Origin of the sequence: Lewinella sp. LCG006, from assembly GCF_040784935.1 — a bacterium.
Classification (GTDB): domain Bacteria; phylum Bacteroidota; class Bacteroidia; order Chitinophagales; family Saprospiraceae; genus Lewinella.
On the sequence record NZ_CP160680.1, the window covers coordinates 3799333 to 3817626 of the forward strand.

Annotated in this window: 20 protein-coding genes; 13 read left to right on the forward strand and 7 right to left on the reverse strand. The window is 46.5% G+C overall.

Features of this window, described 5'->3' with window-relative positions; translation table 11 throughout:
• Positions 1-245 precede the first annotated feature (245 nt).
• The 6 genes from AB0L18_RS13715 to AB0L18_RS13740 all read left to right on the forward strand — a co-directional run bounded on the left by AB0L18_RS13715 (position 246) and on the right by AB0L18_RS13740 (position 4608).
• Positions 246-854, forward strand: a complete 609-nt coding sequence (locus AB0L18_RS13715) for a sigma-70 family RNA polymerase sigma factor (RefSeq protein WP_367387868.1) — start codon at positions 246-248, stop codon at positions 852-854.
• Between the two features lie 60 nt (positions 855-914).
• Entirely contained in the window at positions 915-1655 is a 741-nt protein-coding gene (locus AB0L18_RS13720) for an acyl-CoA desaturase (RefSeq protein WP_367387869.1), read from the forward strand.
• A 294-nt stretch (positions 1656-1949) separates the two neighbouring features.
• Entirely contained in the window at positions 1950-2570 is a 621-nt protein-coding gene (gene scpB, locus AB0L18_RS13725; RefSeq protein WP_367387870.1) for an SMC-Scp complex subunit ScpB, read from the forward strand.
• 6 nt (positions 2571-2576) lie between these two features.
• Entirely contained in the window at positions 2577-3089 is a 513-nt protein-coding gene (locus tag AB0L18_RS13730; RefSeq protein WP_367387871.1) for a DUF2480 family protein, read from the forward strand.
• Positions 3090-3098: 9 nt separating this feature from the next.
• Positions 3099-3581: an OsmC family protein gene (locus AB0L18_RS13735; RefSeq protein WP_367387872.1), complete on the forward strand. Its 483-nt coding sequence runs from the start codon at positions 3099-3101 to the stop codon at positions 3579-3581.
• A 106-nt stretch (positions 3582-3687) separates the two neighbouring features.
• Entirely contained in the window at positions 3688-4608 is a 921-nt protein-coding gene (locus tag AB0L18_RS13740; RefSeq protein ID WP_367387873.1) for a transglycosylase SLT domain-containing protein, read from the forward strand.
• Positions 4609-4684: 76 nt separating this feature from the next.
• On the opposite strand, the gene AB0L18_RS13745 is transcribed toward AB0L18_RS13740, so the two are convergent.
• Positions 4685-7144: an ABC transporter permease gene (locus tag AB0L18_RS13745; RefSeq protein ID WP_367387874.1), complete on the reverse strand. Its 2460-nt coding sequence runs from the start codon at positions 7142-7144 to the stop codon at positions 4685-4687.
• Between the two features lie 477 nt (positions 7145-7621).
• Between AB0L18_RS13745 and AB0L18_RS13750 the strand changes: the two genes are divergently transcribed.
• The gene (locus AB0L18_RS13750; RefSeq protein ID WP_367387875.1) at positions 7622-8296 is read left to right on the forward strand and encodes an ABC transporter ATP-binding protein; all 675 of its coding nucleotides are present in this window, start codon (positions 7622-7624) and stop codon (positions 8294-8296) included.
• Positions 8297-8312: 16 nt separating this feature from the next.
• Entirely contained in the window at positions 8313-9650 is a 1338-nt protein-coding gene (locus tag AB0L18_RS13755; RefSeq protein ID WP_367387876.1) for a PAS domain-containing sensor histidine kinase, read from the forward strand.
• A 5-nt stretch (positions 9651-9655) separates the two neighbouring features.
• Here the strand turns inward: AB0L18_RS13755 and AB0L18_RS13760 are convergent, their stop codons facing one another.
• The 3 genes from AB0L18_RS13760 to AB0L18_RS13770 all read right to left on the reverse strand — a co-directional run bounded on the left by AB0L18_RS13760 (position 9656) and on the right by AB0L18_RS13770 (position 11850).
• Positions 9656-10090 carry a hypothetical protein gene (locus tag AB0L18_RS13760; RefSeq protein ID WP_367387877.1) on the reverse strand — a complete coding sequence of 145 codons (435 nt, stop codon included), beginning with the start codon at positions 10088-10090 and terminating at the stop codon, positions 9656-9658.
• Between the two features lie 205 nt (positions 10091-10295).
• Positions 10296-10727 (reverse strand): hypothetical protein, encoded by a 432-nt coding sequence (locus AB0L18_RS13765; RefSeq protein ID WP_367387878.1) that lies wholly within the window; start codon positions 10725-10727, stop codon positions 10296-10298.
• Positions 10728-10755: 28 nt separating this feature from the next.
• Positions 10756-11850: a hypothetical protein gene (locus AB0L18_RS13770; RefSeq protein ID WP_367387879.1), complete on the reverse strand. Its 1095-nt coding sequence runs from the start codon at positions 11848-11850 to the stop codon at positions 10756-10758.
• A gap of 202 nt (positions 11851-12052) precedes the next feature.
• Here AB0L18_RS13770 and AB0L18_RS13775 point away from each other — a divergent pair, with 202 nt between their 5' ends.
• The 5 genes from AB0L18_RS13775 to AB0L18_RS13795 all read left to right on the forward strand — a co-directional run bounded on the left by AB0L18_RS13775 (position 12053) and on the right by AB0L18_RS13795 (position 15659).
• Positions 12053-12889: a GNAT family N-acetyltransferase gene (locus AB0L18_RS13775; RefSeq protein ID WP_367387880.1), complete on the forward strand. Its 837-nt coding sequence runs from the start codon at positions 12053-12055 to the stop codon at positions 12887-12889.
• 377 nt (positions 12890-13266) lie between these two features.
• Entirely contained in the window at positions 13267-14322 is a 1056-nt protein-coding gene (locus tag AB0L18_RS13780) for a PorP/SprF family type IX secretion system membrane protein (RefSeq protein ID WP_367387881.1), read from the forward strand.
• Between the two features lie 214 nt (positions 14323-14536).
• Positions 14537-14989 carry a polymer-forming cytoskeletal protein gene (locus AB0L18_RS13785; protein ID WP_367387882.1) on the forward strand — a complete coding sequence of 151 codons (453 nt, stop codon included), beginning with the start codon at positions 14537-14539 and terminating at the stop codon, positions 14987-14989.
• Positions 14979-15203: an AtpZ/AtpI family protein gene (locus AB0L18_RS13790; RefSeq protein WP_367387883.1), complete on the forward strand. Its 225-nt coding sequence runs from the start codon at positions 14979-14981 to the stop codon at positions 15201-15203. The genes AB0L18_RS13785 and AB0L18_RS13790 overlap by 11 nt, the downstream gene beginning before the upstream one ends.
• Before the next feature lie 72 nt (positions 15204-15275).
• Positions 15276-15659 carry a hypothetical protein gene (locus AB0L18_RS13795; RefSeq protein ID WP_367387884.1) on the forward strand — a complete coding sequence of 128 codons (384 nt, stop codon included), beginning with the start codon at positions 15276-15278 and terminating at the stop codon, positions 15657-15659.
• Positions 15660-15728: 69 nt separating this feature from the next.
• Here AB0L18_RS13795 and rimM read toward each other — a convergent pair whose 3' ends face one another.
• From rimM to mnmA, 3 genes are read right to left on the reverse strand one after another with little or no spacing between them, the layout of a single operon-like run.
• On the reverse strand, positions 15729-16256 hold the full coding sequence (gene rimM, locus AB0L18_RS13800; protein ID WP_367387885.1) for a ribosome maturation factor RimM: 528 nt from the start codon (positions 16254-16256) through the stop codon (positions 15729-15731).
• Positions 16241-17011 (reverse strand): hypothetical protein, encoded by a 771-nt coding sequence (locus tag AB0L18_RS13805; protein ID WP_367387886.1) that lies wholly within the window; start codon positions 17009-17011, stop codon positions 16241-16243. Before AB0L18_RS13805 ends, rimM begins: the two co-directional genes overlap by 16 nt.
• A 41-nt stretch (positions 17012-17052) precedes the next feature.
• Positions 17053-18162 (reverse strand): tRNA 2-thiouridine(34) synthase MnmA, encoded by a 1110-nt coding sequence (mnmA, locus tag AB0L18_RS13810; protein WP_367387887.1) that lies wholly within the window; start codon positions 18160-18162, stop codon positions 17053-17055.
• Positions 18163-18294 lie beyond the last annotated feature (132 nt).

Here is an 18294-nt window from a genome sequence, read left to right on the forward strand (position 1 = left end):
AGGTAATGTTGAACAAGTAGAAAAAATAGTAGTTAGATAAACAGAAATAAGTACAAGTTGATGTTTCCCAAAACAGAAATTCATTCTCAGCCTTAAACAGATATCCCCCCCAAACTGTTAAAGGATAGATTTGTCGCTATAGGTACCTGCTGAAGTGAATTTGGTCACGCCAAAATATTCACTTGTTGGTATCTTTGAATTTTTAAGCGGAGGTAGCCATCGTCTATTCCCAAACTACTAGTCTTGTGACACAAACTCAAGTGATTGCTGTTTATCAATCGACCTTACAATCTATTGCCTTCCAAATGCTCGGGTCGATAAAGGACGCAGAGGATGCTGTACACGACACTTTTCTGAAGTGGTTGACTATTGATACCACCAAGGTAGAGAACATCAAGGCCTACCTGGTGCGCATGGTGACCAATGCCTGCCTCAATATTATCAATGCCCGCAAACGAAAGAAGAGCTTGCCACTGAATGAACTTCAGGAAGTACTGGAAGACCAGGAGGCAGAAAAAACACTCACCCTTTTCGATGTAGAAAATCAGCTGCTGGAAGCTTGGGCATTTCTGTATCGCAAATTAGAACCCATCGAGCGGGGTGTCTTTGTGCTGCGAGAAATGTTCAATTTGGATTACGAAGACTTGCAACTGATCTTTGATCGAAAGGCAGATAACTGCCGCAAGATCGTCTCTCGCGCTAAGGAAAAATTAAAAAACCCTGATCGGCCAAAACTAAGTATCTCACTGCCACAGTTACACCTCTTTGAAAGTTTCAAGAATGCCTGCCAGAAAGGTCACCTCGCTCCCTTCATCAGCGACCTCTACGCGGATCTTTTCCCGGAAGAAAAGTAGCCCTCTTTGTCACAAAGTTGATTTCGTATTGTCTTAAGATGAAAGACAAACAAACAACTCATGGAAGTCATCATTCCGTTTTTTATTATCCACTGGTATACCTCGCTATTTTTCCAAACCTTCTTCCTGCACCGGTATGCCTCCCATCAAATGTTTACCATGTCCAAAGCATGGGAACGTGTTTTTTTCGTACTCACCTGGATCTTCCAGGGCTCCAACTACCTGAGTGCCTACGGATACGGCATTATGCACCGCATGCACCATGCCTTCGCTGACACCGAGCAGGACCCGCATTCGCCTACCCACGATGAGTCGATCTTCAAGATGATGTGGAAAACCAAAACCATTTACTCCCAAATAAACAAGGGGCAAATGGAGGTCGACAAGCAGTTTACCAAAGAGGTTCCTCAGTGGTTGGCCTTTGATAAGTTTGCACGTTCTGCCGCCTCTCGTATCATGTGGGGTGCCATCTACGTAGCTGTTTACTTTTTCTACGCCGATATATGGTGGCTGTGGTTGTTGCTTCCGGTGCAATTCATGCTATCGCCCATTCACGGCGCTATCGTCAATTGGTTTGCACACAAATACGGCTACGTCAATTTCCCATTAAAGAACACCTCAAAAAACTTCCTTCCCGTTGATTTCCTGATGATGGGCGAGAGCTATCACAATAACCACCACATGCACGGCAATCGCGCCAATTTTGGCGGCATCCGTTGGCATGAGATCGACCCTACCTACTTCATCATCCGGCTATTGGATAAGTTGAAGATCATCAAACTGAAAAAGGTCCGGGCCTAGCAGGAGATGATGCCGGTTTACCACATAGGCGCATAGCTCAATAATTTCGTGGAGTTGGAGGAAAGATTTTTCTCTGTGTCTCCTATGTGGTAAATCACATCACGAAAAGATGCAATAAAACGACTTAGTAAATTTGACGGAAATAACTTATTCCATTTTTTCCAACGATTCGCGAATATTTTCACGCAAGCTCCTTTTAGTTGCTTGCTTAGAAAATTTTAGCGAATCAAAAATGGAATAAGTTATTTTTGATCCGTCACTTACTCCACTTATCTTTGCCCAAATTCTCAGTCATTGGATCATCTTGTACAACATATAGAAAGCCTCATTTTTACCACTGATCACTCGATCAGCCTGGAAGAGATTGACAGCGTGCTGGAAGAGGCCTTCGGGCTCAACTTCCCCGATGAGCAGATTATTGAAGCTATTGAAGAATTGAAGGAACGCTACGCTTCTCCTCGCTACGCTTTCGAGATTGTTGAAATTGGTGGTGGCTACCAATTTCTTACCAAAGGAGCTTATCACAATACGGTGGGGGTCTTTTTGCGGCAAACCACCCACAAGCGACTGTCGAGGTCGGCGCTGGAAACACTTTCGATTGTGGCTTACCGCCAACCGGTGACAAAATCTGAGCTGGAAGCCATCCGTGGAGTGAGTTGCGACTACGCCATGCAGAAACTATTGGAGAAGGAGCTTGTTATTATTGTAGGGCGTAGCGACGGGCCGGGTAAACCCCTGCTCTACGCAACCAGCGGCAAGTTTATGGATTATTTTGGTCTCAAAAGCATGGATGACCTGCCCAAGCCCAAAGAATTTAGTAGCCCTGAAAATGCTATCGGTGAACACGCTCCGATCGAAGAAGATATCGAAAATTATCGGGGCAGAGCCGCTACTGAAATGGGAGAAGAAGAGTAAGTTATTATGGAACAACCCCTCGTCAACCGGGTCGCAAATAGTGGATTGATTACCATTAAGTTGGAAGAGTTTTTTCCTTCACAGGAACTGGCAATCTTTGACCTGAAGGATTATCTCTTCATGGAAATGATCCTCAAAGAAAAAGATTTTCGTGAAGCTCTCAAAGACCATAATTGGGAGCAATACCAAGGCAAGATATTACTGGTCTATTGCTCAGCGGATGCCATCATTCCGGTTTGGGCTTATATGCTGGTAGCGACTTATGCAGCACCCTTCGCACATGATGTTTTTCAGGGCACTGCCGATGATTTTTACCGGACTTATTTCCTGCGTCAATTGGACCAACTAGATACCGAGCAGTACCGCGATCAGCGCCTGGTCATCAAAGGTTGTAGCGATCACCCTGTCCCTCCTGCTGCTTACTTAGAGATTACCCGCAAACTTCAGCCACTGGCCAAAAGCATTATGTACGGAGAGCCGTGCAGTACCGTGCCCGTGTATAAACAGCCACGGAAGTAGGCCCAAAGCATGCCACAAAAAACACACCACTACTCCCTCCACCTCAACTGGACGGGCAACAAAGGCCAGGGCACCTCTTCTTACGATGTCTATGCGCGAGATCACGAATTGAGTGCTGAAGGAAAGCAAGTCGTCCTTCCGGGCTCGTCCGATCCGGCATTTCGTGGCGACCCTACCCGCTACAATCCTGAAGAATTGCTGTTGGCTTCTCTTTCTAGTTGCCACATGCTTTGGTTTTTACACCTTTGCAGTACCCATGGAATAGTGGTCGTTGCTTATGAAGATACGCCGGTGGGAACCATGCTGGAAACCAAGACAGGGAATGGTCATTTCACGGAAGTTGTCTTACGCCCTCGTGTAAAAGTAGCGACGGGAGCCACCTTGGAAAAAATCCCTGAACTGCATCACCAGGCCAACAAGTATTGCTTTATTGCTAATTCTGTTAATTTTCCGGTACGCCACGAGGGCGAAGTAGAATTTGTTACCGACTGATTTTTTTTCTATTATCTTTAGCGTATTACTAAGTTATTTTTGATCCGTCACTAAGCAACAACGTGAGTTGTCCTTTGCGCAATACTAACGTCAAAATCTCGTCCCCATGAGCAAGCAAAAACTTTGGAGTATTAATCTGATCCTTCTGGCGCTGACCAGTATTTTTATCTTGGTAGCTTCCCAGATGTCTTCGACGGAAAAGAAAGATTACGACTGGGAGCCTACCGATAATGTTCCCCAGATCGTCAAAAGCATGGACCTGAATAAGGCTTTCAGCTTCTGTGGGGAAGCACTACCAATGGATAATTTTGACGTTCGAGAAAGACTTGATCGAGAGCTTACCGTGAATACCTATTGGCATTCCAGCACCATTTTATCGATAAAGTCAACGATGCGTTTTTTTCCTATCATGGACAAAATTTTAGAAGAAGAAGGGGTACCTACTGATTTGAAATATATAGCAGTGGCAGAAAGTGCTTTGCGCAATGCTGTTTCACCCGCCGGTGCTAAGGGGATCTGGCAATTCATGAAAGGTACGGGTACTGATTATGGTCTGGAAATCAATGATGAAGTAGATGAACGCTACCATCTGGAGAAATCTACCCATGCCGCTGCTAAATACCTGAAATCTCTCCGGGAACGCTTTGGTAGCTGGGCCAATGCCGCTGCAGCCTACAATATGGGCGGCGGCAACATGAACAAGCACCTCCGGGAGCAAGCATCCGATAACTACTTCGACCTCAACCTCAATGAAGAAACCTCCCGGTATTACTTCCGTCTGGTAGCCATCAAAGAAATCATGGAAAACCCACGAGAATTTGGTTTTTATGTCGATCGCGAAGATTATTACCCCGCCTTGGACGATTACCGCACCAAAGAAGTAAGCGATTCCATTGAAAGCTGGGGGGCTTTCGCCAAAGAACACGGCACCAGCTACCGTATGCTCAAATTATACAACCCCTGGCTGATCGACAGCAAATTGACCAACCGCAGTGGGAAGACTTATGAAATACGGATTCCGAAATAAGGTGCCAGTGCTTGAAGTTGTCCTCTCCACTTCCGCGAACGCTAGAGAGCACAACCGCAAGCGTAGCGCACACAAACTACTCCCCCCGCAACTGCTCCGCCGGATTTACCCAAGCTGCTCGTAGGCCGTAGTAACTTACGGTGAGGAAGGCCAAGCCTAGGCCGAGTAGGGCAGCCAGCGGCAATTGCCACCAGGCAAAATCTACCCGGTATGCGTAGTTGTTCAACCACTGTTTTACGCCCCACCAGGCTAGTGGCAGTCCAATGAGAACGGCAATAAGGATGAGTTTCATAAAGCCCCCACTGAGTAGCAGCACCAACTGGCTAGTGCCTGCCCCCAGAATTTTTCGAATACTGATTTCTTTGGTTCTTAATTGGGCAGCGTATGCGGCTAGTCCCACCAAGCCTAAGCACGCAACCACGATGGTTAGCAAGGTAAAGAATAGCAGGATTTGACCAAACTGTCGGTCACTGGTGTATTGTTGGGCAAAACGTTCATCCAGGAAACTGTGCTGGAAGGTATTTCCTGGAAAATGCTCATTGTACAATGCTTCTACTTGTGGCAAAGTCGAGGCCACCCTATCGGCCGCAAGCCGAATGGCAATGGGATGGCTGGTGCCATAAAAAGGCTGAATTAATAGGGGAGAAATGGGATGATGCAATGAAAGCTGGTGGAAATTAGGGATCACTCCTACAATTGTCCACTCTTTTCCTGAGGTGTTGACCACTTGGCCGATCACCTCCTCCGGGGTTTTAAAGCCCAGGGTTTTGACCCCCTCTTCGTTGATCAGCAGGGAGTTGATTTCGTCGATGTTAGGGCTGTGATCTTCGGGGCGCAAGCTACGTCCGGCAAGGATCTCAAGTCCGTAGGTTTTGGTGTAGCTGTGATCCGCCTGAATGAAGCCAAAGGTGTGGTTACGGTCATCGGCGGCGGCGGGCAAGGTAAGCCCGAAAACTCTACCGATACCTTCGCCCGGTGCCCGGCTGGCAGTACAAGCTTCCTGGATACCTGGAAGTTCGGTGAGTTGAGCCTTGAAAACGTCCATGCGCTCAATGAAGGTGCTGTCCCATCTGGTTAATTCTGGCGCTTGGACCAGCATGATTTGGTCAATGTTGACGCCTAAGTCCTTCTTTTGCAGGAAATTAATCTGACGATAAACCAAGAGGGTTCCCGCAATTAGGCCAATGGACGTCGCAAACTGAAATACAATCAAACCCTGTCGCAGGGTGCGGCCTCGCCCTTGTCCGGTAAAACTTCCTTTGAGGACGGCCGCCATTTTCTGATTACTCAAAATCCAGGAAGGATAAAAGGCCGACAGGGCCAGTCCCAGTAAGCAAAAAGCAGCTGCGGTACCCCATAAGCGAGGGTATTGTACGAGGATATTGGAATGAGCCAGCTCACCCAGATCAATCTGTAATTTTTTGTGTGCGAAGGGTTGGATCAAGAACACGAGGCCCGTTGCCAAGGCAAAACTTAAAACATTGGCCAGCAGGGCTTCCGTGAAAAACTGATGAATCAATTGTTGATGACTGGCGCCTACAACCTTGCGTAGGCCTACTTCCTTTGCGCGTTCCAAAGCCCGTGAGGCGGTGAGGTTCGCATAGTTGATCCAGGCGATGAGCAGGATGAAGAAAGCAATGATCAGCAAAGCCCAGATGGATTTTCCGTTGGCCGTTTTGCCCATCTCATATTCCAGATCACTGGATTTTAAGTGAGCATCCAGGAGCGGTTGTAGCGTAAAGACTTCGTTGCTTCCAGAGACCTCGTCGCCGCGAAAATAGCGCTCGGAGAAATCTTTTAATTTATCCTCAAAAGCCAGCACATCCGTTCCGGGGGCTAATACAACGTAGTGGTAAAAATCAGACCAGGTCCAGCTGTTATCAGCGTCTTCTCCGAATGCTTCGATGATTGTGGCGTACGATACCAGTACCTCAATCTGTAAATGAGAGTTGATGGGGCTGTCTTCCATTACACCTACCACTTTAAAGGGGAAAGGAGCTCCATCAAGCACTATTTCCTTACCTAGTACCTGGTTATAATTGCCGTCCTTGATGCTGTACCAATCGCGGGCGTATTTGGCGGTAAGCACCACTTCTCTGGAGTTGGCTAGTAGGCTGTCATTGGCCGCCGCCAGAATCGGGAAATCGAAAATTTCCAAAAAATTAGGGTCCGTAAAATAACAACGATCCAAGTGGTAATGATCCGCTTGGTTGGGGCTAAACCATTCTCCACCACCGTAGAAAAAACGGGTGGCATTCGTGACTTCGGGGTAGTCTTTAAGCAGGGTAGGAGCAATGGTCGGATAAGTGATCGTACCTCGTTGAACACTTTCTCCGTTTTGAAAACGCTCGTTGACCACCCGGTAAATTTGGTCAGCTTGGGTATGGAAACGATCAAAACTAAGCTCAAAACTGACGTATTGTAGCAACAACAAACAAGCAGCCATCCCCGTGGCCAGCCCAAACAGGTGAATAAAGGAATAGCCAGGGCGGCTACGGAAATTCCTCAGTGCTAATTTTAGGTATTGGATAAACATAGTCAGGTGATTTCGTCTGTTCGTAAAAACCGCAAGGCCTGTGCCAGGTTGGTAATGTATTGATAAACAGATTTTTGCAACTTGTTTCGGACGTATTTTAGTGTTCGGAATAGAAAATAACTGTTCGTTATCGTACAGTGCAGGGATCCCGCTGGCCCCGTAGCGCTTAGTTTTTTAGGAGAAGCACCCTTGAGCAATCACAAATGTTTTACTTTGGGTACAATTTACAAAAAGGAGTACTTCATGATGCGGATGGGGAAGTAGAACTCAATGACCCGGAGATTGATGTAGTAAAAGTTGTTCCTTTTGATTAAGAAGGAGCGCTGTAACCGTTCGTTATCGTACACCTTTGTCCACCCTTGAACAGGTGAAAGGCCTTGGTTGGTTGGATAGATGCTTGATAATTAGGGGTATTAGGTGTTTGGCATAAGTCTTGTCCTTCAAAAGTAGATTAACCTAACATAAAGAAAAATCAAAATGATACAACTCACCGATCTGGAGAAAACCATCCGTAATGGTTTACAAAAAGTATGGCTACTCAACCAAGTCAATCTTACCATTGAAGAAGGAGAGTTTGTAACCATTATGGGCCCTAGTGGCGCTGGAAAAACCACCCTCCTTAATATTTTAGGAATGTTGGACAGCGCCAGTGGTGGGGCTTATAATTTTTTGGGTGAACCAGTCCACAAACTCAATGAAAGAAGTCGCAACGACTTGCATAAGCAATACATGGGTTTTGTTTTTCAAGCCTACCATCTGATCGATGACCTGACGGTTTACGAAAATATCGAAACCCCTTTATTGTACCGACAGGTAAAAGCAAAAGAGCGGAAAAGTATCGTGGCCGATATGTTGGACAATTTTCAGATTGTAGGAAAAAAAGACTTGTTTCCGGAACAGCTTTCTGGTGGGCAGCAGCAGTTGGTTGGCGTTGCGCGAGCGATTGTCCATAAGCCCCGCTTGTTACTTGCCGATGAGCCTACAGGCAATCTTCATACCAAGCAAGGAGAGAAAATCATGGACCTCTTCAAGGAATTGAACGAAGAAGGCATGACCATCATTCAGGTGACCCACAGTGAGAAAAATGCCCATTACGGCAGCAGGATCATTGAGTTGGAGGATGGCAATATCAAACAGGATATTCGGCTTTAGCATTTAATCTTGGACTATGCTTTATCGTTTTCGTACTAATCTGATCATCAGAGTTTTGTTGCTGGCCTTAGGGCTGGCTGGGATGCTGTATGCCTGGCCGGATAATAAATTGTTGGCCGTTTTGAGTGGTCTATTGGCACTGGGAAGTTTGGCGAGTATCATGTACTTCGTTGATCAGACCAATCGGGATCTGGTGGGCTTCCTCACGTCGATCAAGTACAATGATTTTACGGCTACTTCCACTGCCGAGCACCGCGGGAAATCTTTTGGAGAGTTGTACGAAGCTTTTAATCTGATCAACCGAAAATTCCAAGAGGTAAGAGCGGACAAAGAAGCGAACCATCAGTTTTTACAAACCATTGTCGAGCAAATTGAAATAGGGCTCCTTTGTTACAATGAAGCCGGAGAAGTTCGTTTGATGAACAAGGCCCTACAAAGGATGCTTCGCAAGTCTTTCTTACTACACGTAGATGGCCTGGAGCAAGTCGATCCTCATTTACTGGAAGCTATACGGGATAGCAGAGAAGGGAAGCGCGACCTGGTGAAGATAACGATAGACAATCGCCTGTTGCAACTGGCCGTGCTCACCAGTGAATTGCGTCTACAAGACGAACGGCTATTTTTGGTGAGTATCAAGAATATCCAAAATGAGCTGGAAGAACAGGAGCTGGATGCCTGGCAAAAGCTGATTCGAATTCTGACCCATGAGATCATGAACTCCGTCGCACCCATCACTTCCCTCAGCGGCACCATTGATGCGATGCTTTCTGACGAACCCGTTCCGGATGCGCAAACCTTACAGGATGTTCGCCAATCCGTACAGGTGATCCAGCGCCGAGGAGAAGGCTTACTTGCTTTCACGGAGACTTATCGCAGCCTCACCAGGATTCCACCGCCCAATTTTCAGGAAGTCTCGGTGGATAAGTTGTTGGAGCGGGTAGTAACGCTCTTTCAATCCCAAGCCCAAGAACGGGGTGTAACCCTTCATCAGCATCGCTATCCTTCGGAGCTCAACCTGCAAGCAGATCCTTATTTGCTGGAACAAGTGATCATCAATCTTACGAAAAATGCCTTGGATGCTTTAGCCGAAATGCGCATCCCAGTTAGTGAGCCGGCCATTCACCTTCATGCCAATCGCAATAAACAAGGCCAAATTATTATACAGGTAGCGGATAACGGCCCAGGTATTCCACCGGCTCAATTAGAGCAAATTTTCGTCCCATTCTTTACTACCAAGACCGATGGTTCTGGTATTGGCCTAAGCCTATCCAGGCAGATTGTCCGCGCCCACAAAGGCACGATCGAGGTACAATCTGTGGTAGGTGAGGGTACGGTGGTGCAGTTGGTGTTTTAAGTTGCCTAATTCGCCCGACAAGCATTCTCTACCAAGTCCCATCGTTTCAAAGTAGTATTCCAGTAAACGGAATAGCACTTGCCGCGGATCAGGAAATAGATGATCTCCGTGATGCTATCGCTTGTACTCCCCAGCTGAGTGCGGATGCGGATATAGCAACCTTCTTTTCCGTCAAGGCTAAAGATAGAGGTGTAACGAGGCCCCAACGCGAAACCATTCCAGCTGGTTTGATCAAAACTCAAGGCAAATGACACGCCATAACCACCTGCCTGATTGCTAATCAGCAAGTTTCTTTGCAACAACTCCTGCCCTGGATCGAGGGCGGAATAGTTGCGGCCAGTATCAGGGAAATAGTGAAGCCGCTGAGGTTGATCCACTTGTCCCCATCCCCATAGCCCTAAAGCCATCCAACCACAAATAAGCGCGATCCTAAGTTTCATTTCCTTTTCCTGTGTTTCATTTCTTAAAGTCGGAATTTCCCAAGTCGGAATTTCCCAAGTCGGAATTTCCCAAGTCGGAATTCGGAAGTATTTTTGTGTCTGCTAGTAGGAAGTTTTCCATCTGTTAATCAGCAGGAAAATCTACCTACCTTCTTTACGTGTGCCTCGCTACTTCCGACTTCCGAATTCCGCTTTCCGACTTCTCTTATTTCCCACTTACCGCTTCCGCCGGCGATTGTGTGCGCCCTAACAAATAACCCGCTACGGTACCCAACAGACCAATAATAGGCGCAATTTGGCTATTGCCGTAACCCGCCGTCACTAAGAACAGAGAACCCACAATGATGAGGGTTATACTGAGGTATTTTAGCGATTGGCTGAGGGGTTCTTTTCTGCTGTTAATGATCCAGGCTTGGGCCAAAACGATGATCATTCCAAAGACGAGTACCCCCAAGGAGAGCCACACCTCTTGTGATGATTTCGTAGGGACAAAATCTGAATTTGCCGGAGGCAAGTTGACACCGTCAGTAACCGTAGCCGCTGGGGGAGGTGTATTGACGGTTGTTTCCAATGTTTCTGGTTGTGCCCACAGGCTGATGGCCAGAAAAGTGAGTAGAATGATGATCGTGGTTCTCATTGACAGTTATTTGTTTTTTGCGCAATACTTATTGACATTGTTGTAAATGTCGCTGATATTCTTTTTCGTGGCGTAATTTACGATTCTCGTACTGGACGCGTTGCTCTTGTGCCAACAACCTCCGTTCAGCTTTACTCTGGTTGCTGCTCCGAGCGGCGCGCATGCTTTCACGGTGCTGTCGCCGGAGGTTTTGCAGTTGATCACGTTGGTCTTTACGCAACTCGCGTGCGGCCAATTCGCAGGCTGAGGGTTCAAAAAGACTACGGGACCTGCTGGCTGGTACGGTGATCGGATTTAGCCGAACACTGTATTCACAAAGTGGTTTTTGCTGCATACCTTTATAGGTAGAGCGGGTAATCGTACGGTTGGTAATGGTTGTACAGATTTCACCCCAACTATTGTAAGGCGCTCCGCCTAGTACCTCTTGTAAGGTATAAAGAATTTCGTTGAAAAAAATGCCACCATCATTAGAGATAAAGGTGTAATTCTCTCTTTCTGCACTAAACAGATTAACGGTTTTAGTTACCCCCGGTTCATCAGCAAAAAGCCCTTGGTAGATGGAGCCATAACGCCCCGCTTTAGGCAGGGTCACAACCTCCGGAGGTGTATTGATCGACTGATAGGGGGGAGGTGTGCTCTGGTCTGTAATCGTTACATTACAGGCCACCACAATATTGAGCAGTAAAGAGGGGTTTTTATCCAGCATACGCTCTTGAATTTCACCAAAATTTACCGATTCCTGGTAAGAACGAAAATAGAGATTGGGGTAGGGACTTAAAGAACCAGGATCGCGAAAACCATGACCTACGTAAGCAAAAATGACAATGTCGCGCTCTTGGTACGACATCTCGTAATTGAGTACTTCATCAAGGCGCTTAAGCGTAAAATTGGGCCCACTCAGGTCGTATTCGATAACACTGAGAATACCGAGGTTGGCCGCCAGTAGATGGACTTCCTGGTCGATGCCAAAGCCAATACTGCGGCAGCCTTCTCTAATGACGTAATCGTGGTTTTCGTTGTCAAAAAGTTTGATAAGGTGAATATGCCTGGTTTCTGCTTGTGTAAAACTCGTCACTAAACTCAAGCCAACCAGGCACAGCACGAACCGTAGAAAGTGTTGCATCTGTCTCTTTTTTGAAAATAATCAAAAATCTTGTGAGTAGTCTGAGTAAGCCAACGTTGATGAACATTCTTTTTAAAACGCGGGCAGAAGAGTAGCTTTTTGAGCGGTAATACTAAATAACGGAACAGTATTTGAGCTTATTGTGTTGAAATAATGGTTAGATTAATGCCTTCCAACTTCAAAAAATCAAAAAAAAATCAACTTGGAACGACAACTGATTACGCTTGGTAATACACCTATCCCACAATTGACGCAAGCTTTCAATGCGGCTTTCACTGGTTATTATGTTCCCATCAACTTTACAGAGGAAGGAATGCTGGAGCGAATCAAGAGAGCCCGCGTCAGCCTTGATCTTTCCGTAGGGCTACTAGCGGAGCAAGAACTGGTAGCCTTTATGCTCACAGGGCTTGGTGAACAGGGAGGTTTTCCTACGGCCTATAACGCAGGGACCGGGGTACTGAACGCTTTTAGAGGGCAGAGATTGGTGAGTAAGATGTACGATTTTGCTATTCCATTATGGCAGCAAGCAGGCTGCCAAAGAGCAAGCCTGGAGGTGATTGTTGAAAACGAACGAGCGATCAAGGCCTACGAACGAGTAGGTTTTCAAATTGGTCGCCGGCTCAAGGCATTCAAAAAGAATACGAATAAGGTTACTCAGCCTACTCCTTATTCACTACGAAAGGTGGCCCTACCCAATTGGGAACGTTACCATCAGTGGTGTGCCTTTACCAGTGCCTGGGATTATACCCGTGAAGGGATCGAAGGAATAGGTGAGGATTACACCTTTTATGAATGGGGGATGGATCAGGAGGCACCAACAGCCTATGCCATCGTTCATAAAGTGGGGCGAATTGCTCAGGCAGGCATCCATCCAACGGCAGCATTGTCATGGGAAGAACTCTTGGAATCCTTGGAGCATATCTACGCCCAACTTAGCTGGGTAAATGTTGATGCCCAAACGACGGAGTTGCTAAACGCAATGGATAACTTGGGATGGGAGCACATCGTTGATCAATACGAAATGGAGCGCCTCCTTTAAAAAGTCGGATTTGCGCTCTTGATTTTTTGTGTGATACTAAGGTATTTTAATTAACTTTGCTGGTAACAACTGTTTTAGACTGTACCATTATTTGTAGTGGTATCGTTTTTTGAGAAAAAAAGTTGCTGAATAATATTCTTGAATAAAGCAGCGTTTAAGGCTTTGTTCGTATCTATACAGCAACAGCGGATGCGAAAATGCCCTTCTGCGTTCATAAGGATTCACACTACTACACCTCAAAGATTTTATACTATTAGCAATTGTCGCCAATAGGGTAAAATTTTATTTTTAACAGAATCTATTTCGGGCTTTCAGGCTCTTTTACGTATCATTGTAATTCTTTGGAAAATCTGTCGCGGAACAAACCTCCGGCTCCTATGAAAAGACTTAGACAATTAGCACTGTTCACCATCCTGATGACATTCATGCTCTCGGCACGAGGCCAGGATATCCATTTTTCACAGTTTTACCTTTCACCGCTGAATTTGAACCCAGCGATGACCGGTGTAATGAACTGTAACGTTCGCCTCGTCGCGAACTATCGTAACCAGTGGGCCAGCGTACTGCGCGACAATGCCTTCCGGACGTACTCTGTTTCCTACGATCAACGCATTCCCGTTGGACGTAATGACTATTTCGGTATTGGTGGTACCTTCTGGGGCGACCGTGCCGGGGAAGCTGATTTTGCTACCCTTACGGGTAAACTCTCTGCTTCTTACTCCAAGAAAATGGGCGGTTCCCGCAACTATGGCCACTACTTGGTGGTAGGTGCCGAAGCAGGCGTAGCGCAGCGTAGCCTTGATTTCCTCAACCTGCGTTGGGGACTTCAGCACGATGGCAATGGTGGCTTCGACGCTAACCTTGACCCAGGTGAGACCAGCTTCGACCGTGACGAATTCCTGTTTGGGGATTTGGCCGCTGGTTTATTATGGTTCATGACTTTTGACAAGAACAATAACCTTTACCTAGGTGGTGCTTTCCATCACCTCAACCGGGCTGACCAATCATTCAGCAGCCAAGACCAAGATTTACTGTACAGCCGCTTTACTGCACACGCTGGTGGTGAATTCCTGGTATCCAACCGCTTTGGGCTGGTTCCTGGTGTGATTGTAATGAGCCAAGGACCTTCCTTCCAGGTGAACGCAGGTACCAGCTTTAAATTCCTTTTGGGTACTGGCCGTCAGGCTGGCACTCAATCCTGGCAGTTCGGTCTTTGGACACGGGTTTCTAACAAAATCAACTCTGGCGTCTTGAACGATGCAGTGATCTTGTCCACTCGTTTCGATTTCGATGCCTTCACCCTAGGGTTTAGCTACGACGTCAACGTTTCGCCATTAAAAGCTGCTTCTAACTATAATGGTAGCTTCGAATTGGCGATGCAATACAAGATTTGCGGACCTGCTCGCCGAGGTGTTTACTGTCCTAGTTTCTAAGTACAGTATAGGGAATTAACACACCTGAAAAATATCCAAAGTGATCTTACAGATCGCTTTGGATATTTTTTATTTTAATGGGTTCGCTAGATAGTACTGGAATTCGGTATATTAGCAATTAGGTGCTACCTTAGCACTCAATTAGACAACCAATCCCCTGCATATAAACCGTTTCAGGCTCCAAGCAGGAAGCCTGCTCAAAAACTAAAAACAAATGTTTAACAACAGCGGAAAAAAAGAAATGAGTACAAAATCATCATCTACGCCTTCGCCTTCAGGCGGCCATTCTCTAAACAGTATTGTAGAAGGTACTAAAATAGAGGGAACCGTCAATGCCAATAGTGATATTCGTGTAGATGGTTCAATTACCGGAAAACTCTTCTGTGATGCTAAAGTCATCATAGGGCCAACGGGCAAAGTAGATGGTGAAATTCGCTGCGAGAACGCCGTCATCGAAGGTAAGTTTGAAGGCACAATGACAGTCAAAGAGCTGCTCAATATCCGCGAAACGGCTGCCGTTGATGGGGATATTACTTGTGGTAAACTAATCGTGCAACCAGGAGGTACTATCGATGGAACCCTGACCATGGCATCTGGTAATAAAAATAGTATCGCAGGCAGTGCTAAAAAAGCCATGACTGAAAAAACGGAGAAAGTTGCCGGATAAAACACCAGATCAAAAAGATCAAGCCAGGAAACGAGTACAAGATTATATGAAGTACTCGGGGATGGCGATGCAAATGGGCATCATTATTTTATTAGGGGTATTTGCTGGCCAAAAGCTGGATGAATACTTCCAAACGTCCCCTTTCCTGATGGTGGGAATGGCCTTGCTTTCTATTTTTGCAGCACTGTACAGCACACTCAAGGACTTGCTGTAATGAGTGCACAAACATTTTCATCCCGAATTTTGGCAGCTCAAAGTTCGGGATGTCTTTTTTATTTTAAGAAATATGACCAATAAAGCATTTTTACTGCAACTAGGAGGAGTTGTCTTGATAACGGTAGCAGCACTACTTGGACTATATCAAGTACCCAAACTGGCCCCGTATCAAGAACTGGGCTGGATCAGTCTTGGTGGCTTTGTCTTTCTGTCCGTCGTGATGTTTTTCTTGGGGCGGAGTGCTGCGAATAGTGCTAATAAAAACACTTTTACCAACACCATCATGGGCTTTACCATGGGGAAAATGATGTTGGCAATTATGATCGTTTACGCTTACCTGCAGCTCGCTGAGCCTACAGATAAGTTCTTTGTCATTCCCTTCTTTTTGGTCTATTTTATCTTCACCGCTTTCGAGACCTATTTTATGATGAAATTAGGTAAAGCGGGGGTTTAATCTCCGTATCTCCTCCGTAGCACAGGTTTTCAAACCCTGTGTTACGGAGGAGATACGGAGCTACGGAGGTTAAAGCTCGAACAGCCCCTCTGGAAGATCCATCAATAACACTCGTTTAGACTCATCTATTCCTTCAATCAGATCGGCATGTAGCGGGATCATGATGGTTTTTCCCTGATAGCTCACTTCGGCCAGGTAGTGCTCCGGTAGGTCAACGATTTCATTGATTTTCCCTACAGGCCCGAATTCAGTATCACTGATAAGGTACCCGAGGTATTGCTCAAAAGGATTGTCGGCAGGAATATCTTCAGTGGAGATGGTCAACAGATGAGCAGGCAGGTAAATCTCTCTTTGCTGGAGCATCTGCGCAGCTTCCTTATCGTCGATATCTTCCAACTTTACGAGGTTGCCCCCGCTGCGCCAGGCTTCCACAAAGTGGGGGACGTATTGGCTGCCCACGGCAATCAATAAACTATCCTGCTGAACGACATCCTCGAAATATATCTCCTCGATACTGACCTTTAATTCTCCACGTAAACCATGAGGTCGACCCATCCGGCCTACTTTTGTCATCTCCTCCTTCATTGGATCAGCCATTGTTTGATGATAAATCCTCCTTCGGCCTTCTCTCGCCAAGGCAAGTCGAGGCAGGCACCAGTATCGCCGTTGCAGCATTGCTGACACTGGGTTTCAAATACCTCCAACTCCCGGTAAACCAGTCCGATGTCTTTAGCGTAGCCTTCAATAGCAAGGCGCCGGTTGAGAAGATTCTCGTAGTCGGCACCTTCCACCAGCGTAAGTTGATCGTAAGTTTTATCCTGAACCGTTCCTGCTTGATCGAAGCTGAGATAGCGGTAATTCCAATCGACAAAAATCTGGACAGGCTGACCCGCGACTTCAATTTCCCGAAAGGGATCAAAAGCTACATGGCCATCCCAGTTTTGATCAGCCCTTAAAGGAAAGACCAGTTTTACAAACTCCAGGTTATCTTCCCTCCGATAGGCCCGCAGTTCATCCCGATGGAGGAGAAAGGTTTGGCTGAAACGCCAGGCAGTGCTGTCGACACGACGATCATACCGCTCTCCTCGGTACCATAGTTGGCCCTCTAAATCACGTAAAGTATCCACCAGTATTTCTTGGACATCAAGACGTACCGAATCGTAGAATATTCCTCCTACCTGAGGGCGCAAGACGATACTGTCCATCAGGTAGTTCCATTCCTGACCCACTTCCAGCGGGAAATAGTCATACCCCTTATCTGCACGTGGCTCCGCCGTCTCACCTTCGCAAGTCAGCAAAAATAGCGTCGATAGGAAAAGCAGACCAATAAGGAAAGTCTTGGTTCCTTTCATGGAGTCGGATTTTGTGTATTTACCATATACCAAGTACCAAACTAGTTCTCTCCGAACTTGTGGCCACCATAAATGATACCTCCTCCCACAACATCATCACCTTCATAAAAAACGGCAGACTGTCCAGGGGCAACCCCCTTAACGTTGGCCATAAAACTGACCGCTACGTGATCTCCCGTCTGTACCATGGTACTCATGGCACCAGCGTCTTTGTAACGAATCTTCGTCACCAGCTCCAGGTCACTGGGGATGATGGCGTATTTCTGATTGTTGACCTGACCAACATTCATGCCGTTGCGGATGAGTTCATCAGAGGTGCCTAACACTACGGTATTGGTTTCCGGCTGGATTTCCGTCACAAACATCGGTTGCCCGAAAGCCATGCCGAGCCCTTTCCTTTGGCCAATGGTATAAAAAGGATAACCTTGGTGCTGACCAATGATTTCACCACTGGTGGTTACGAAGTTACCTCCGGTTACCTGCTCTTCCAATGTTGGTACGCGCCGCTTGAGGAAGCCCCGGTAGTCGTTGTCAGGAACAAAGCAAATTTCAAAACTTTCCGCTTTCTTGCTGAGTTCTTCATAACCAAAATCGGCGGCTAGCTGGCGAACTTCCGGTTTGGTCATGCCGCCCAATGGGAAGCGACTGCGAGCCATACACTCCTGGCTCAGCCCCCAAAGAACATAGGATTGATCCTTGTTGAGGTCAGCACTTTTTTGGACAAAATAGCGATCGTTTTCGTGCTTAATTTTGGCGTAGTGGCCCGTAGCGATGAATTCACAATCGAGGGCATCGGCCCGCTTGAGCAGCGAATTCCACTTAATGTGAGTATTGCAAAGTACACAAGGATTAGGCGTACGCCCCGCCAGGTACTCGTCGACAAAATTATCGATGACATAATCCCCAAATTCTTCCCGAATATCGACGATGAAATGGTGAAAACCCATCATTACGGCTACCTCACGGGCATCGTTGATGCTGTCAAGGCTACAACAGCCGGTTTCCTTCTTGGAGCCACCGCTATTGGCGTAGTCCCAGGTTTTCATGGTAATCCCTACTACCTCATAGCCTTCTTCGTGGAGTATCATGGCCGTAACGGTAGAGTCAATCCCTCCACTCATGGCAACCAGTACTTTTCCGTGCTTACTCATTCTCTCTATTTAAACATTGTGCTGCAAAAATACAAATTAACCCCCGAAATAGTTCTTTGTGATAAGGCGTTAGCTCAATAACCAATACCTTTCGCAGGTAAATGATCGAAAAATGACCGATATTGGCCAAAT

Excerpts from the sequence above, each read along its gene's own strand:
- AB0L18_RS13735 (WP_367387872.1), top strand. The coding sequence starts at position 3,099 with ATGCCACAAAAAACACACCACTACTCCCTCCACCTCAACTGGACGGGC.
- AB0L18_RS13765 (WP_367387878.1), bottom strand. The coding sequence starts at position 10,727 with ATGAGAACCACGATCATCATTCTACTCACTTTTCTGGCCATCAGCCTG.
- AB0L18_RS13740 (WP_367387873.1), top strand. The coding sequence starts at position 3,688 with ATGAGCAAGCAAAAACTTTGGAGTATTAATCTGATCCTTCTGGCGCTG.
- AB0L18_RS13720 (WP_367387869.1), top strand. The coding sequence starts at position 915 with ATGGAAGTCATCATTCCGTTTTTTATTATCCACTGGTATACCTCGCTA.
- mnmA (WP_367387887.1), bottom strand. The coding sequence starts at position 18,162 with ATGAGTAAGCACGGAAAAGTACTGGTTGCCATGAGTGGAGGGATTGAC.
- AB0L18_RS13745 (WP_367387874.1), bottom strand. The coding sequence starts at position 7,144 with ATGTTTATCCAATACCTAAAATTAGCACTGAGGAATTTCCGTAGCCGC.
- AB0L18_RS13750 (WP_367387875.1), top strand. The coding sequence starts at position 7,622 with ATGATACAACTCACCGATCTGGAGAAAACCATCCGTAATGGTTTACAA.
- AB0L18_RS13805 (WP_367387886.1), bottom strand. The coding sequence starts at position 17,011 with ATGAAAGGAACCAAGACTTTCCTTATTGGTCTGCTTTTCCTATCGACG.
- AB0L18_RS13780 (WP_367387881.1), top strand. The coding sequence starts at position 13,267 with ATGAAAAGACTTAGACAATTAGCACTGTTCACCATCCTGATGACATTC.
- AB0L18_RS13760 (WP_367387877.1), bottom strand. The coding sequence starts at position 10,090 with ATGAAACTTAGGATCGCGCTTATTTGTGGTTGGATGGCTTTAGGGCTA.
- AB0L18_RS13785 (WP_367387882.1), top strand. The coding sequence starts at position 14,537 with ATGTTTAACAACAGCGGAAAAAAAGAAATGAGTACAAAATCATCATCT.
- AB0L18_RS13770 (WP_367387879.1), bottom strand. The coding sequence starts at position 11,850 with ATGCAACACTTTCTACGGTTCGTGCTGTGCCTGGTTGGCTTGAGTTTA.
- AB0L18_RS13755 (WP_367387876.1), top strand. The coding sequence starts at position 8,313 with ATGCTTTATCGTTTTCGTACTAATCTGATCATCAGAGTTTTGTTGCTG.
- AB0L18_RS13795 (WP_367387884.1), top strand. The coding sequence starts at position 15,276 with ATGACCAATAAAGCATTTTTACTGCAACTAGGAGGAGTTGTCTTGATA.
- rimM (WP_367387885.1), bottom strand. The coding sequence starts at position 16,256 with ATGGCTGATCCAATGAAGGAGGAGATGACAAAAGTAGGCCGGATGGGT.
- AB0L18_RS13730 (WP_367387871.1), top strand. The coding sequence starts at position 2,577 with ATGGAACAACCCCTCGTCAACCGGGTCGCAAATAGTGGATTGATTACC.